General features: G+C 71.1%; 12 protein-coding genes and 2 pseudogenes. 4 read left to right on the forward strand and 10 right to left on the reverse strand.

From position 1 onward, the window contains the following. Nucleotides 1-92: 92 nt before the first annotated feature. Nucleotides 93-710 carry a GNAT family N-acetyltransferase gene (locus HUT06_RS43545; RefSeq protein WP_131943541.1) on the reverse strand — a complete coding sequence of 206 codons (618 nt, stop codon included), beginning with the start codon at nt 708-710 and terminating at the stop codon, nt 93-95. A 202-nt stretch (nt 711-912) separates the two neighbouring features. Between HUT06_RS43545 and HUT06_RS43550 the strand changes: the two genes are divergently transcribed. Both HUT06_RS43550 and HUT06_RS43555 read left to right on the forward strand, forming a co-directional pair. Further along, nucleotides 913-2,205 (forward strand): PLP-dependent aminotransferase family protein, encoded by a 1,293-nt coding sequence (locus tag HUT06_RS43550; protein WP_368407017.1) that lies wholly within the window; start codon nt 913-915, stop codon nt 2,203-2,205. Between the two features lie 68 nt (nt 2,206-2,273). After that, nucleotides 2,274-3,215, forward strand: coding sequence for a D-alanine--D-alanine ligase (locus HUT06_RS43555; protein WP_176201033.1), 942 nt, complete (start codon nt 2,274-2,276; stop codon nt 3,213-3,215). Nucleotides 3,216-3,409: 194 nt separating this feature from the next. On the opposite strand, the gene HUT06_RS43560 is transcribed toward HUT06_RS43555, so the two are convergent. The 4 genes from HUT06_RS43560 to rsmG form a co-directional block, all read right to left on the reverse strand. Beyond that, entirely contained in the window at nt 3,410-4,048 is a 639-nt protein-coding gene (locus HUT06_RS43560) for a maleylpyruvate isomerase family mycothiol-dependent enzyme (protein WP_176201034.1), read from the reverse strand. Between the two features lie 2,097 nt (nt 4,049-6,145). After that, a complete protein-coding gene (locus tag HUT06_RS43565) occupies nt 6,146-7,135 on the reverse strand; it encodes a ParB/RepB/Spo0J family partition protein (RefSeq protein ID WP_176201035.1) in 990 nt (329 codons plus the stop codon). Next, nucleotides 7,132-8,010 (reverse strand): ParA family protein, encoded by an 879-nt coding sequence (locus tag HUT06_RS43570; protein ID WP_302931873.1) that lies wholly within the window; start codon nt 8,008-8,010, stop codon nt 7,132-7,134. Before HUT06_RS43570 ends, HUT06_RS43565 begins: the two co-directional genes overlap by 4 nt. A 293-nt stretch (nt 8,011-8,303) precedes the next feature. Beyond that, on the reverse strand, nt 8,304-8,981 hold the full coding sequence (gene rsmG, locus HUT06_RS43575) for a 16S rRNA (guanine(527)-N(7))-methyltransferase RsmG (RefSeq protein ID WP_176201036.1): 678 nt from the start codon (nt 8,979-8,981) through the stop codon (nt 8,304-8,306). A 185-nt stretch (nt 8,982-9,166) separates the two neighbouring features. On the opposite strand from rsmG, the gene HUT06_RS43580 reads away from it, so the two are divergent. Then, complete coding sequence (locus HUT06_RS43580) at nt 9,167-9,634, forward strand: DUF6458 family protein (RefSeq protein ID WP_176201037.1); 468 nt, start codon at nt 9,167-9,169, stop codon at nt 9,632-9,634. 1,032 nt (nt 9,635-10,666) lie between these two features. Next, a pseudogene (locus HUT06_RS45090) lies at nt 10,667-10,795 on the forward strand (AAA family ATPase); the annotation flags it as partial. A 307-nt stretch (nt 10,796-11,102) separates the two neighbouring features. Here the strand turns inward: HUT06_RS45090 and HUT06_RS43590 are convergent. From HUT06_RS43590 to rpmH, 5 genes and pseudogenes are all read right to left on the reverse strand, one after another. Beyond that, complete coding sequence (locus tag HUT06_RS43590; RefSeq protein WP_176201038.1) at nt 11,103-11,588, reverse strand: R3H domain-containing nucleic acid-binding protein; 486 nt, start codon at nt 11,586-11,588, stop codon at nt 11,103-11,105. A gap of 37 nt (nt 11,589-11,625) precedes the next feature. Next, a complete protein-coding gene (gene yidC / locus HUT06_RS43595; protein ID WP_176201039.1) occupies nt 11,626-12,666 on the reverse strand; it encodes a membrane protein insertase YidC in 1,041 nt (346 codons plus the stop codon). Nucleotides 12,667-12,859: 193 nt separating this feature from the next. Beyond that, nucleotides 12,860-13,135: pseudogene (gene yidD, locus HUT06_RS45095) on the reverse strand (membrane protein insertion efficiency factor YidD); the annotation flags it as partial. Next, complete coding sequence (gene rnpA / locus HUT06_RS43605) at nt 13,132-13,500, reverse strand: ribonuclease P protein component (protein ID WP_138638929.1); 369 nt, start codon at nt 13,498-13,500, stop codon at nt 13,132-13,134. The gene rnpA and the pseudogene yidD, both read right to left, overlap by 4 nt. A gap of 12 nt (nt 13,501-13,512) precedes the next feature. Next, the gene (gene rpmH, locus HUT06_RS43610) at nt 13,513-13,650 is read right to left on the reverse strand and encodes a 50S ribosomal protein L34 (RefSeq protein WP_131736510.1); all 138 of its coding nucleotides are present in this window, start codon (nt 13,648-13,650) and stop codon (nt 13,513-13,515) included. Nucleotides 13,651-14,291: the final 641 nt, after the last annotated feature.

Here is a 14,291-nt window from a genome sequence, read left to right on the forward strand (position 1 = left end):
CGCCTCTCCGCCTCCCGCGGCGAGCGCGCGAACGTGTGGCCCGCACTCCGCCATGGAGTGCGGGCCACACGTGCAAACCGTCTCAGATCGCCTCAGACGGGTCGTAGCGCCCCCTCCGGGGTCATGGAGCCCAGCAGCCGTTCGAGGGCCACCTCGACGTCCTCACGCCACGACAGGGCCGACTTCAGCTCCAGCCTCAGCCGCGGGTACCGGTGATGCGGCCGGACGGTCTTGAACCCGACCGACAGCAGGTAGTCGGCGGGCACCATGCACCCGCCCTCCTCGCCCTTCAGGTCGCCGAACGCCTCGATCGCCTTCACCGCGCGGCGGGTCAGGTCCTTCGCGACGCCCTGGACGAGCATCCGGCCGAGGCCGCCGCCCGCGAACTCCGGCAGGATGTGCGCGGTCATCAGCAGCACGGCGTCCGCGCTGACCGGGCTCGTCGGGAACGCCACCGAGCGCGGCACGTACAGCGGCGGCGCGTACATCACGAACCCCGCCGGGACGTTGTCCACGTACGCGATCTTGCCGCAGCTGCCCCACTCCAGCAGCGTCGAGGAGATCCACGCCTCCTTCTCCAGGCCCGAGTCGCCGCTCTCCAGCGCACGGTCCCGGCTGACCGGATCAAGCTCCCAGAACACGCAGCCGCGACAGCGATGCGGCAGATCGTCGAGATTGTCCAGCGTGATGTTGACGAGACGACGCGACACCGGGTCGGCACCCCCTGCCTCGATCCTCGCCCGCCGGGCCTGGAACCCGTGACGGCGGAACTTCCCGGCAACCAACCGGGACCCGCGGGCATCGTATCGGACAGGAGTTTCCCCAACCCGGCGGCACGCCACACCCGGAGCGGTCCAGCGCGGCCGCCATGGCGTAGTTTGCAGGGAAGTCATCACACCTCGGAGGTGCCTCGTGGAACAGCATTCGCGTACGGACGTCTACGCCGATCGCTACGCCGCCCGCGCCGCCGGGATGGTGCCGTCCGAGATCCGCGCCCTGTTCGCGATGGTCGCACGGCCCGAGATCGTCTCCCTCGCGGGCGGGGCGCCCTACGTGTCCGCGCTGCCCCTCGACGCCGTCGGCGAGATGATCGGCGAACTCGTCGCCGGCAAGGGCGCCGAGGTCCTCCAGTACGGCTCCGCGCAGGGGGACGAGCATCTCCGCGAGCACATCTGCGAGGTCATGTCCCTGGAGGGCGTCCACGCGTCCCCCGACGACGTGGTCGTCACCGTCGGCGCGCAGCAGGCGCTCGACCTCATCACCAAGATCTTCGTGGACCCGGGGGACGTCGTCCTCGCCGAGGCCCCGTCCTATGTCGGCGCGCTCGGCACGTTCGCGTCCTACCAGGCCGACGTCGTGCACGTCCCGCTGGACGAGGGCGGGCTCATCCCGTCCGCGCTCCGCGAGACGCTCGCCTCCCTCCGCGCCGAGGGCCGCAGCGTCAAGTTCCTCTACACCGTCCCGACGTTCCAGAACCCGGCCGGCGTCACGCTCACCACCGCCCGCCGCGCGCAGATCCTGGAGATCTGCGCCGAGTACGACATCCTGGTCGTCGAGGACAACCCGTACGGGCTCCTCGGCTTCGACGGCGACCCCATGCGCGCGCTGCGCGCGGACGACTCCGAGCGCGTCATCTACCTCGGCTCGTTCTCCAAGACGATCGCGTCCGGCCTCCGCGTCGGCTGGGTGCTCGCGCCGCACGCGGTGCGGGCCAAGCTCGTCCTGGCCGCCGAGTCCGCGATCCTGTGCCCGTCGAACTTCTCCCAGCTCGCCGTCCGCGAGTACCTCGCCACGCAGCCGTGGCGGGAGCAGATCAAGGACTTCCGCGAGCTGTACCGGGCGCGCCGTGACGCGATGCTGGAATCCCTTGACCAGTGGATGCCCGAGGGGTGCACCTGGACGCGTCCCGCCGGCGGCTTCTTCGTCTGGCTCACCCTCCCCGAGGGGCTCGACTCCAAGGCGATGGCGCCGCGCGCGATCGCCGAGCGCGTCGCCTACGTCCCCGGCACCGGCTTCTACGCGGACGGCGACGGGCACCGGCACCTGCGGCTGTCGTACTGCTTCCCGGAACCGCACCGGATCCGGGAGGGCGTCCGGCGGCTCGCGACGGTGGTCGAGAAGGAGATCAGCCTCCGCGACACGTTCGGCGGCGCCGTCGGCGGCGGCTCCACGGGCGTCCAGACACCGGGCCCGGACGTCGTCTGAAGGTTTCACGTGAAACGCGCGCCGGGGGCGCCCGGCGCGCACCACACCATCCAAGAGGGGCACCAGCGGTGGAACTCGGGCATGTCGTCGTCCTCGCCGGAGGTCTGTCGTACGAGCGAGAGGTGTCGCTCCGGTCCGGCCGCCGCGTCACCGACGCGCTGCGCGCCCGCGACATCCCGGTCGAACTACGTGACGCCGACGCGACGCTCCTGGACTCGCTGACCGACGACCCGCCGGACATCGTCTTCCCCGTCCTGCACGGCGCCTCGGGGGAGGACGGCTCGATCCGCGACGTCCTCGAACTGGTCGGCGTGCCCTACCTCGGCGCCCGTCCGGACGCCTGCCGTGTCGCCTGGGACAAGCCGACCGCCAAGTCCGTCGTCCGCCGCGCCGGCCTCCGGACCCCCGACTCCGTCGCCCTCCCGAAGGAGGTCTTCCACGACCTCGGCGCGGCGTCCGTCCTCTCCCGCATCGTGGACGCGCTCGGCCTGCCCCTGTTCGTCAAGCCGACCCGCGGCGGCTCCGCGCTCGGCGCCTCCGTGGTCCACGAGCCGTCCGAACTGTCCGCCGCCATGGTCAGCTGCTTCGCCTACGGCGATGCCGCACTCGTCGAGCGCTATGTCGCCGGCACCGAGGTGGCCGTCAGCGTCATCGAGCAGGACGGCACGCCCAACGCGCTCCCCGCCGTCGAGATCGTCACCCCGGGCCGCCTCTACGACTACACGGCCCGCTACGACGCAGGCGACACCGAGTTCGTCACCCCCGCGCGCCTGTCCCCGGACGCCGCCGCCCGCGCCACGGCCGCCGCCGTCACCGCCCACCGCACCCTCGGCCTCCGGGACATCTCCCGCACCGACCTCATCGTCTCCCCGGACGGCGAAGTCCACTTCCTGGAGGTCAATGTCGCCCCCGGCATGACGGAGACGAGCCTCCTCCCCCGCGCCGTCAGCGTCGCCGGCCTGGACCTCGGCGAGGTCTGCGAGTCGCTCCTCCAGTCCCGCCTCGCCTGACACACCGCGCCACGCCACCCACCCTCGTTTCACGTGAAACAAGCCGCGCAGCCCTCAGCCCAAATCTCCGAAGCAGGAGCCGTAAACCCTCCCTGTACCGGAGGATGGTGAAGGCCGCGCCCTCCGCGTGAAGGCTCCACCCACCTTCGCCCCCGCAACTCACCACCGCGGGGACGCAGCGATCACCGCGCGCTCTAGCCTCCCGCGCCCAGAAGCTCCAGCCCCTCTCCCTCCAGATGCGGGAGAGCCGCCGCCTCGCGTCCCGCGAGGAGGAGAACGACGGCCTGGAGCGGACCGGCCACCAACGGACCGTCCCCACGCGCCCATCCCACGTCCGTGGCCGCGACGCGCAGGCCGCGAAATCGTTTCTTGGCGCCGAAGCCAAAGGGCGCCGGGATCTGCCAGATGCGGTCGGCGGCCACCAACGCCGGCTCGACCGGCATCGCGAACTCGCGCCCGAGTGGGGCGAAGATGTCCTGCGCGTGGACCAGGATGTCCAGAAGGGGTTCCTTGATCGAGGTGCCGGGAGCCCGCCGCCGGAGACCGGCCCCCTTCCGCACGATCGCGATCAGCTCATCGGTCGGCAGCGCCGCCCGCTCGATAGCCGTCTCACGGATCATCCCGTGGAAGTCCCCGCGCGCCCGCACGAGCTCCCGCAGCGCCGTACCCGCCGTGATCTCCGACCCCAGACCGACATGGGCGACGACATCGCGCACCCGCCAGCCCTCGCACAACGAGGCGTGCTCCCACTCGTCCGGCCGAAGATCCGTCAGGGCGTCCGCGACCGCCGAGCGCTGCTCCCCGATGTGCCGCCACATCTCTTCGCGATCCAATCGAGCCTCCCAGGGCCGAACTCCGCGAGATCTGCTCTCCGCCGGAACATATTGGCCACCACCCCAGAGGTCCAGCATCCAGCCACCCCAAGACTCCCCAAATCCCCCACCGCGACACCCCCTCGGCCTGAGGCGCCACGCCACCCAGCTGAGCGGCCAGGCGGCGCGACGCCTCCGAGGGCGACGCGAGACCAACGCCGGCGCCCGGCCAAGGACCACCGACAGCAGCGCCGAAGCCTCCACGACAACATCCCGCCGAGGCCGTCCTCCTACAGGACGCGGTCGCACCAGAACGCCCGCGCTCGGCACCCGCCCCCCCGGCGTCATGGCCCACGACGACGACGTCCGCGAGAAGGTCGTGGCGGCCGCCGAGCGCGCACGGGCGCAGCGCCAGATCGGTTGAGGGACAGGCGCCCCAACAAGAACCACGACCGCCTAACGCCCGCCACCCCCACAGCAAACCAGCCGGTGACCGTAAGGCCAGCGCGGCCAACCCGGCATGACCGCAACCAACACCAGCGAAGCTCTGCCGCCAACCATCCCGCCGATCAAGCCCACGCAAGGCGCAACCAATGACGGCACCGCCAGCGCACAGTGGTCGGGGCCACGTAACACGCTCGGCCACTGCGGACTGTGAAGGGATCGAGCCTCCGATGGCGCACCGTTTCCCGTGAAACATCAAGCCACCAAACCTGCACAGCGCTCCCCCCTGCACCACCTCCCCTCCGCAGCTTCACCCTCGGCGCTACCAACGACGTCGACGTCCAGTCCCGGCAAGCACTACGTGGCCCACACCACCCACTGCGCGACCACCGCTGTGGACAAGCCTGCTCCGCCCGACTACGCCGCCACCGCGGGGTAAGCCCGGCACCAACGGTTGTCCCTCGTCGGCGACGCCGCTCGCCATGGGCGAACTCGGCACCACCCTGCCGTCGGCCGCACGTCGCTGAGCACGCCCCGGCCGAGCAACGCCAGCCGTGAACAAGCGTCACACGCAGCCGCCGTCCGCAGTGGGCCCCCACAAGCATCATCAGGCGGCGTCCCGCCCGTTCGTTGGCACCGACAGCCGGCAGACATGCCACCGCGCCCGCCCTCCGAAAACGCACGACCGAGGCCGTCCGCCCTTCCCGGTAGTACCCCCGAGACATGGACGAGTGCGACACTGCCCCGGCCCGCCCCACTGCGCACGACCAAGGCCGCCACCCAGCAGCGCCCACGCGGCAGAACCGACAGCCGAGTCGACCGACCAACGATCGCGACTTCTGCCGCACCGCCACCAACGGCACGCAACGTCAGCGAGTGGCCGTCATCGACCGACGCCTTGCCCAGCAGCACCCCCAAGGTGCGGGGTACGTGCAAAACCGCGTCGGCCCGCCCCACTGCGCACGACCAAGGCCGCCACCGACCCGTGCCCCGTGCAGCAGAACTGCCACTACCCCGCGTGCAGAGCGGGCGGGACGGGCGGTCCGTCAGCGATCGCGTCTTAATCTGATGCGCCTCGACCAGCGACACGCCGCATCGGCGAGCTGAACGGGGCGTGGCTGAGGGCGATGTGCCGCAGTATCCAGCTCGACCGCCTGCGCAGCAGCCCCGGCGACGCCGTCGCGCTGCTGCGCCGCGCGGTCGAGCTGAGCGTGGGCCACGGGGACACCGCCGACTTCTACGCCTTCGGCTTCGCCAACCACCGCGCACAGCCCCCAGCAACGGGCCAAGCCGGAAGGCTGCGCACGGCCAGCTCTTCATCTGGGCACGACCGAGGCCGCCGCCAACCTGCCCGACCAATCGCGTCAGCCGCTACAGGCCTACGCCGCACGGGGACGGGGCCGTCCACGGCACACAGCTGAAGCCGCCGCCCGGGACCACCCCCACCGGCGGCAGCGACGCGCACCGCCTGAGCGGCGAGACAGAGCCACAGACGTAGGACGGTCGGCTCTTCGACTGGGCCCGCCCAGGACCGCTGTGGGGCGGTCGTCGTGGTGTTTGGTGGGATGGGCGGGCGGTGTTGATGACGGGATGTTTCACGGGAAACATTGGGGGAGTGGGCAAAGAGAAGCGCCCCGGAGGCGGGTGGCGTTCCGGGGCGCGGTGGTGGGTTGGTCAGTTGCCGGGTAGGTCGTCGTCCTCGGGGGCCATCGACTTGATGATGCGGTCGAGGTCTTCCAGGGTGGCGAACTCGACGACGATCTTGCCCTTGTTGCGGCCCATGTCGACGCGGACCTTTGTCTCGTAGCGGTCGGAGAGGCGGTCGGCCAGCTCTCGCAGGCCGGGGGCGACCGGCTTCTTGCGGCGGCCCTGGCGTGGCGCCTTGGGCTCGTCGTCGACCTCGCGGAGCGCGATCATCTCCTCCAGGGCGCGGACGGAGAGCCCCTCCTGGACGATCCGCTGCGCCAGGTGCTCCTGGGCCTCGATGCTGTCGAGGGAGAGCAGGGCGCGGGCGTGGCCGGCGGACAGGACGCCGGCGGCCACCCGGCGCTGGACGGCGGGCGGCAGGTTCAGCAGCCGCAGCGTGTTGGTGATGTGCGGGCGCGACCGGCCGATGCGGGTGGCGAGTTGCTCGTGGGTGGCGCCGAAGTCCTGCAGCAGCTGCTGGTAGGCGGCGGCCTCCTCCAGCGGGTTGAGCTGCTGGCGGTGGAGGTTCTCCATGAGCGCGTCACGGAGCAGGTCGTTGTCGCCGGTGTCGCGGACGATCGCCGGGATGACGTCCAGTCCGGCCATCTTGGACGCCCGCCACCGGCGCTCGCCCATGATCAGTTCGTAGTCGTGATCGCCCGACGCGGACTTGCGGACGACGATCGGCTGCAGCAGCCCCACGATGCCGATCGACTCGGCGAGTTCCTGCAGCGCCTGCTCGTCGAAGTGATCGCGCGGCTGCCGCGGGTTGACGGTGATGGATCCGACCGGCAGCTCCGCGAAATGCGCGCCGGCGACCGGTTCGAGCCCGGGGGCCGCGGCGCCGTTCGAAGCGGCGGGGCCACCGGGGAAGCCGGGCTCGCCCGCGTTCCCCGGCTCGTCCGGCGTCGGCGGGGGCGGGGCGGTGGGAATGAGGGCGCCGAGCCCCTTGCCCAGACCGCGTCGCTGCTGGCTCACTGGACAGCTCCTCCGTGGGCCATCTCCGAGGCGGCCTCGCTGTAGGCGAGCGCGCCACTCGAACCGGGGTCGTAGGTCATGACGGACTGCCCGTAGCTCGGCGCCTCCGATACCCGGACGCTGCGGGGGATCACCGTGTTGAGGACGACGTCCCCGAAGTGGTTCCGGACGTCCTCGGCCACCTGGGCGGCGAGCCGCGTCCGGGCGTCGTACATCGTGAGCAGGATCGTGGACACCTTCAGTTTCTGGTTGAGGTGCGCCTTGACGAGGTCGACGGTACGGATCAGCTGCCCGAGCCCCTCCAGCGCGTAGTACTCGCACTGGATCGGGATGAGCAGTTCGTCGCCGCCGACGAGCGCGTTCACGGTGAGCAGGCCGAGCGACGGCGGGCAGTCGATCAGCACGTAGTCGAACTTCTCGGTGTCGTAGGCGTCGAGCGCCCGTCGCAGCCGCGACTCGCGGGCCACCTTGGAGACGAGTTCGATCTCCGCGCCCGCGAGGTTGAGGGTGGCCGGCGCGCAGTACAGGTTCGGGATCTCCGGCGCCGGGACGATGATGTCCGCGAGCGCCATGTCCTCGATCAGCACGTCGTAGATCGACGGGACCTCCGCGTGGTGGTCGACGCCGAGGGCGGTGGACGCGTTGCCCTGCGGGTCGAGGTCTACCACGAGCACCTGCGCGCCATGCATGGCCAGCGACGCGGCGAGATTCACCGAGCTGGTGGTCTTGCCCACGCCGCCCTTCTGGTTGGCGATGGTGATCACGCGGCACCTGTCGGGCCGCGGCCACTCCCGTTCCCTGCGGCCCGACATCGCCTTCAGCGCGGTGACCGCTGTTTCATGTGAAACCTTGGCGTCCTTGAGCGCCTCGCGCACGAGTTCTGACTCCCCCTGGTTCGGTCCGCTGCGCGGCTCCGGCGGACGTGCGCCGGTGTTCGTCGGTACGTATCCGACGTTCTCCGCGGTACCGGACGTCGTGCTACCCCACATCGCGTGCCCCGAGGGCGTGCTCCCCGGGGCGGTCCCCTGGCCGGATCCCGGCGCCGTCCGCGGGGCCGGGACTCCCTCTGTCCCGCCGGCGGACGGCTGGGCCCCCTCGCCCAGGCCGGACGGCTGCTCGTCGGGGGATTCGTCGGCGCGGTCAGGCCGGCCCAGTCCTGGTCCCGTGCTCATGAAGACCTCTTCCTCGACCCTCTGGCACGCCGCGGCGCGCGCTGTCGTCGCCCGACAACCTCTCCTCGGCCGGCGACCACACGGACGAGTGTTGTCGGCGGGTCGACCATACCGCGCCCGACTTGGAGCAGTTCCGCCGAGCGCGCCCCGAGCCGCTTCAGCACGGGCTCCGCCTCGTCCAATTCGGTCTGGGCCCGTTCCCCCTTGAGCGCGAGGAGTTCCCCGTCCGGGCGGAGGAGGGGGAGCGCCCATTTCGCCAGGCGTTCGAGAGGCGCGACGGCTCGCGCGGTGACCACGTCCACCGCGAACTCCTTCACCACCTCCTCGGCCCGGGCCCGGCGCACCTCGACGTTCGGCAGGTCGAGCAGTTGGACGCACTCTTCCAAGAAGGTGGTGCGGCGCAGCAGCGGCTCCAGCAGCGTGATCCGCAGATCGGGCCGGACGATCGCGAGGACGATGCCGGGCAGCCCCGCGCCGGAGCCGATGTCCACAACATGCGCATCTGCCGGGACGGCCTCGGACACCACCGCGCAGTTGATCAAGTGGCGTTCCCAGAGCCGGTCGACCTCACGCGGCCCGATGAGCCCGCGTTCAACCCCCGCATCGGCGAGAAACGCCGCATAACGCTCCGCGACCGGCAGCGCGTCCCCGAAAACCTCACGTCCAATGCCCATCAGACGAATCGTTCCACAAAACCCGGCGGCGGCGTACACGCGAAACGTGCCGGTGCAGCGTCCAGGCGGAGGGTTGCACGACCCTTGCGTTATGGCGAGAACCACATGACCCCACTGCATATTCGGGACCTGCCGGGTAGAGGTGCCGTGTCGCCCGACCGTCCCCCCGGAAGGAGCTCCGAGCCATGGGAATCGGAGTCAGTCTCGCTTTCATCGCCGTGGGCGCGATCCTCGCGTTCGCGCTGCGCGTCGACCTCAGCGGCGTCGATATTCACCTGGTCGGCTGGATCCTCATCGTGGTGGGGCTCTTCAGCATGGGCTTCACCCTCAAGTACACGCGCCCCCGCCGGAGCGCCGGACGCGTCGTCGGCGCCGACCCCGCCTACGGCGACGAGCCCGGAACCATCGTCCGCGAAGAGCACATCATCGAGGACCCCGCACCCCTGGGACGTCCGGCCGAGCGAGTCGAACGCGTGATCGAACACCCTGCCGACGAGGGCGTGACCCACGGGCACGTCGCCCAGGACCCGGAGTTCGCCCAGGACCCCGCGCACGCGCAGGACCCCGCGGAGGAGAACAGCACTTCCGTCGTGGACGCAGGCGACCGCATCCCACCCCAGCGCCGCCGATGGCGCCGCACCGCCCGCCGATAACCCGTTCGGCAGGCACCCGGTGAGCCGCACGCGATCGACCGCGTCCGACACCTCCGCCCGGCGGCCGCCGCCTACCTGGCGCCCCCACGCAAGCCGCTCTCCCGGCACAAGGCATCCCAAACAACCTGACCCCGCCCCCACGAGCCACGCCGGCGGCGCGAGCCAGACCGCCCACACAAGCCGCACCGCCGGCACGAGGCACACGCCCCCGCGGGCCACGCCAGCTTCACGAGCCGCACCGTCCAACAAGGCACGCCGCCCGCGCAAGCCGCACCGCCCTCACGAGGCACGCCACCCGCGCAAGCCGCACCGCCCACACGAGGCACACCGCCCCCGCAGGCCACGCTGGCGGGGCGAGCCAGACCGTCCGCACAAGCCACACAGGCGGCGCCGCCCGCACGGTCCCGCACGAGCCACAGCGCACCCAGGCCACACCGCCCCCTGCGGGCCACGCCAGCGGCACGAGCCGCACCGACCGCACGAGGCACGCCACCCCCGCACACGCTGGCGACGCGAGCCACGCCGGCGGGGCGAGCCAGAACGTCCGCGCGAGCCGCACCGCCCGCACAAGCCACACAGGTGGCGCGGACTGCACCGCCCGCACAAAGCCACACAGGCGGCGCGGACTGCACGGTCCGCACGAGCCCACAGCGCCCCCAGGCCACACCGCCCCCGCGGGCCACGCCGTCCAGGCCGCCCGCGCCGGCCGGGCCCGTCCGTGTGGGCTGGGGCTTTGGTGGTGGGCCGGGCCCGTCCGTGTGGCGCCGCGCCGTCCGTGTGGGCCGCGCCTTCCGTGTGGGCCGGGGCTTTCGTGTGGGCCGGGGCTTTCGTGTGGGGGAGCGTTAGTGGGGTGGCGCGGGGCGAGGTGGTTCGTGCCAGAGGGGTGCGGGTGGTGAGAGTCGGTGACGGAAGGCTGCGGGCGTGACGTTCAGGGGTGGGTGATGGTGTAAGGGCCTGCCCGGTGTGCTTTGGCGGCGGTGCACACCGGGCTACCGAGGGCCCCGCGTCGGCCAGGGCGCGGGGCCCTCCCATGGTCGGCGGCTCCCGCAACCCGCCACCGAGCAACTCGACGTCGAGCTCGGCCCTGTCTTCGTCACCTTCGTCCTCGCCGAGGAGATCGACCGTGCCCAGGTCCAGGCCGCCCTGGTGAAGGTCATGGCCTAACGCCGGGCCATGGGGGCGCTTCCCTGGTCTCGGTGCGCGTGTTCATGGCGTGGCCCCCTTCGAGTTGGATCCGCTGGCTCCATGGTCGAGCCTCTCCCGGTCGTCCCCACCATGAATCGGAAGTTGTGGATAACCCCCAGACGGCGCACAACGCGCCGGGCAGGTTGGGGGCCTGCTATCTGCGATGGTTCCGGGTCGCGGAGTGCTCCCGGTCATGGATCGGGAGGTGTGGATAACTCGGGTAGGCGAGGGGAATGCGAACGGCCCCGGTGCCGGGAGGCAGCGGGGCCGTTCGGAGGGTCGGTCAGGCGGGGTAGACCACGACGTAGCGGTCGGGCTCCTCGCCCTCGGACTCGCTGCGGAGGCCGGCCGCGGCGACCGCGTCGTGGACGATCTTGCGCTCGAACGGGGTCATCGGGGCGAGCGGCTTGGACTCGCCGGCCTGCTTGACCTCGTCCGCGACGTCCGTGCCGAGCTTGGTGAGCTCCGCGCGGCGGCGCTCGCGGTAGCCGCCGATGTCGAGCATGAGGCGGGTGCGGTTGCCGGTCTGGCGGTGGACCGCCAGCCGGGTCAGCTCCTGCAGCGCCTCCAGGACCTCGCCGCGCTTGCCGACCAGCTCGTCCAGCGAGGCGCCGACGACGGCGACCATCGCGCGCTCGCCCTCGACGTCCATGTCGATGTCGCCGTCGTAGTCACCGATGTCCAGCAGGCCCTCGATGTAGTCGGCGGCGATCTCGCCTTCCTGTTCGAGCGCCTGCACGTCGACCTCGGTGGTGTCGGTCTGGCTCAACGGTGACTCCTTCTCCGGCACGTGCTCGGGGTTCAAACTAGCGCTTCTGGGTGCCGCTGCGCTTGCTGCGCGGCTTGCGGGTCGGCTGGTTGCGCACGACCTTCGGCTTGTCCTCGGGCTCGGGGTCCGCCTCGGGCTCCTTCTTCAGCCTGGCCTTGGCCTTCGCGCCGGACGGCGACTGGCCGTTCTTGGCCGCGGCAGCCCGCGAACCGGCCGTCTTGGTGCCGGGCTTCGTGCCCGCCTTGGTGCCGGCCTTAGTCCCGGCCTTGGTGCCGCTCTTGGCCGTGCCGGTGGTCGTCGCGGCCTCGCCGTCGGTGCTGGGCGGCGGGTACTTCTTGTAGATGTAGTGCTGCTGCGCCAGCGTCCAGCTGTTGGACGTGACCCAGTACATGAGGACGCCCAGGGGGAAGCCGAGGCCGAAGAGGCCGAACAGCGGCGCGAGGAAGACCATCATCTTCTGCGCCTGCATCATCGGGTTGGCGTCGTCGGTGACGGGCTGCCGCTTCATGCTGGCGCGGACGGTGAAGAACGTCGTGCAGGAGCTGATCACCACGGCGATGCCGGTGACGATGATCGCGGTCCAGCTCTTGGGGTCGGCGCCCCACGCGTTCAGGAAGGTGTCCGGGATGTGCGCGCCGAAGATGTTGGCGTGCTGCGCGCTCGCCACCAGGTCGGAGGAGACCGCGAAGACGCTCTCGCCGGGCTTGGCGTCGGAGATGCGCTTCAGGGTCTGGAACAGCCCGATGAAGATCGGCATCTGCACCAGGAGCGGCAGGCAGCCCGACAGCGGGTTGGCGCCGTTCTCCTGGTAGAGCTTCATGACCTCCTGGTTGAGGCGCTGCTTGTCGTTCTTGTACTTCTTGCGAAGCGCCTGGACCTTCGGGTTCAGCTCCTGCATCTTCCGTGAAGCGTGGATCTGCTTCACGAAGAGGGGGACGAGTATCAGCCGCAGCAGGACGGTGAGCAGGATGATCGAACCGCCCCACGCCCATCCGCTGTCCTTGGGGACGACCGTACTGAGCCCCGTGTGAATCCACACGATGAGCTGAGAGACGATCTCGTACAACCAATCAAGCACCGGGCAGCTCCTTGGGCTCTGCTAGGGCGTGGCCGCTCTCCTCGCGGCCGGAGTTCGAGGAGGCCGCCGTGGAGCGCTGCTGAGGGGTCGTCCCCCCAGATTCCCCGGAGAAGACGGACGGTCCCTGAGTGAACGCGTCCCGTGACTCCCCGGATTCCCCGTCCCCGGACTCACCGGAGGGGGGTTCGGACGTCTTCTTAGGCGGCACCGGGTCGTAACCCCCGGGGTTGAAGGGCTGGCACCGCGCGATGCGGCGGGCCGTGAGCCACGTGCCGCGCGCCGCCCCGTGAACCTGGAGCGCCTCCAGGCCGTACGCACTGCACGAGGGGTGGAAGCGGCACTGCTGCCCGAGCAGGGGACTCAAGAAGCGGCGGTAGGCGCGGACGAAAAGGATCAGTACGCGCGCGACGGGGCCCGGACGGGCCTCCTCGTGCTGCGCGGGGGACGCGGTCCCCTGCCGACTCCTCATCTTCGCCCCTTGGACGCGGGCCGCAGCAGCCGGTCGAGCGCCGACTCCAGATCCGCGGCCAGTTCGTCTGGACGCGCCGTTCCCGCGCGGGGGTTGGCGCGCACTACGAGCAGGCTACCCGCTGGAAGCCGGTCGAGGTGCGGACGCATGAGGTGGCGCAGGCGCCGCCGCGCCGCGTTGCGGACGACGGCGTTGCCGACGGTGCGCGCCACGATGAATCCGACCAGCGGCGGCGTCGCCGGCGCCGGTGTCTCATCCGGGCGAAGCAGGTGAACCACGACAGTTGGCCGTCCGGCGCGGCGACCGCGCCGGACGGCCAACGTGAAGTCGTCCCGCCGCCGCATCCGGTTACCGGACGGCAGCACAGTGCAGGTGGCTCAGACCGCGATGCGGGCGCGGCCCTTGCCCCGCCGACCGGACAGGATCGCGCGGCCGGCGCGCGTGCGCATCCGCAGCCGGAAGCCGTGCTTCTTGTGGCGACGACGGTTGTTCGGCTGGAAAGTACGCTTGCTCACTTGAGGCTCCAGTGCTGCGGTTCGTTCGGCTACGGGTGTTGAGTCTCGCTGGTTCGCGTCGAGGGCCGCGTCCGGTCCCCCGCAGCGGGGGCCCACCCGGACTCGCCTGAAGGGGCTGCTGCCGGCGGGCACGCGGCATCTCCGTCGATGCGACTCGACCTCAGCACGTTACGGGCTCTCCGGGTGCGCGGTCAAACGGAGCGCTCCTCCGACCGTCGGACGGCACGGTCGCTGTGGACAGACCGCGGGCGCGGGGCCGCTGTGGACGGGGTCGGTTCGTGTTGCGGGTGGGGACGGCAGCGGTTAAGGTCGTCTGGGCGAGCCGACACTCCTCCGACTTCGACGAATTCGAGGATCTGATGTCGGCGCTCTGCCCCTCAAGCCCCCGTTCGAGAACCGCCCCGGTACCGGCCACGCGATGGCCGGAGCCTTCCCGACCCCGTCTCCGAAGACCCCGCCCCGTGGGTTTTACACAGGCGCCGCATGCCTATGCACAGCATGTGGACAACTCTGTGGACAACTCGTGAGAGAGTAAGTCTTCCGCGTCGCGGCCGTGCCCTGAGAGGCGAGCCGTAACCCGTGGGAGAGCCGGGCAGTCAGGTACTCCGTACGGCGGAGTCGGTGGAGGGGGGACCTTGCGC

Source organism: Actinomadura sp. NAK00032, assembly GCF_013364275.1.
Classification (GTDB): Bacteria; Actinomycetota; Actinomycetes; order Streptosporangiales; family Streptosporangiaceae; genus Spirillospora.

What these genes read in the sequence shown, in the direction of transcription:
- rsmG (WP_176201036.1), bottom strand. Translation starts at nt 8,981, where the DNA reads ATGGGCATTGGACGTGAGGTTTTCGGGGACGCGCTGCCGGTCGCGGAG.
- HUT06_RS43580 (WP_176201037.1), top strand. Translation starts at nt 9,167, where the DNA reads ATGGGAATCGGAGTCAGTCTCGCTTTCATCGCCGTGGGCGCGATCCTC.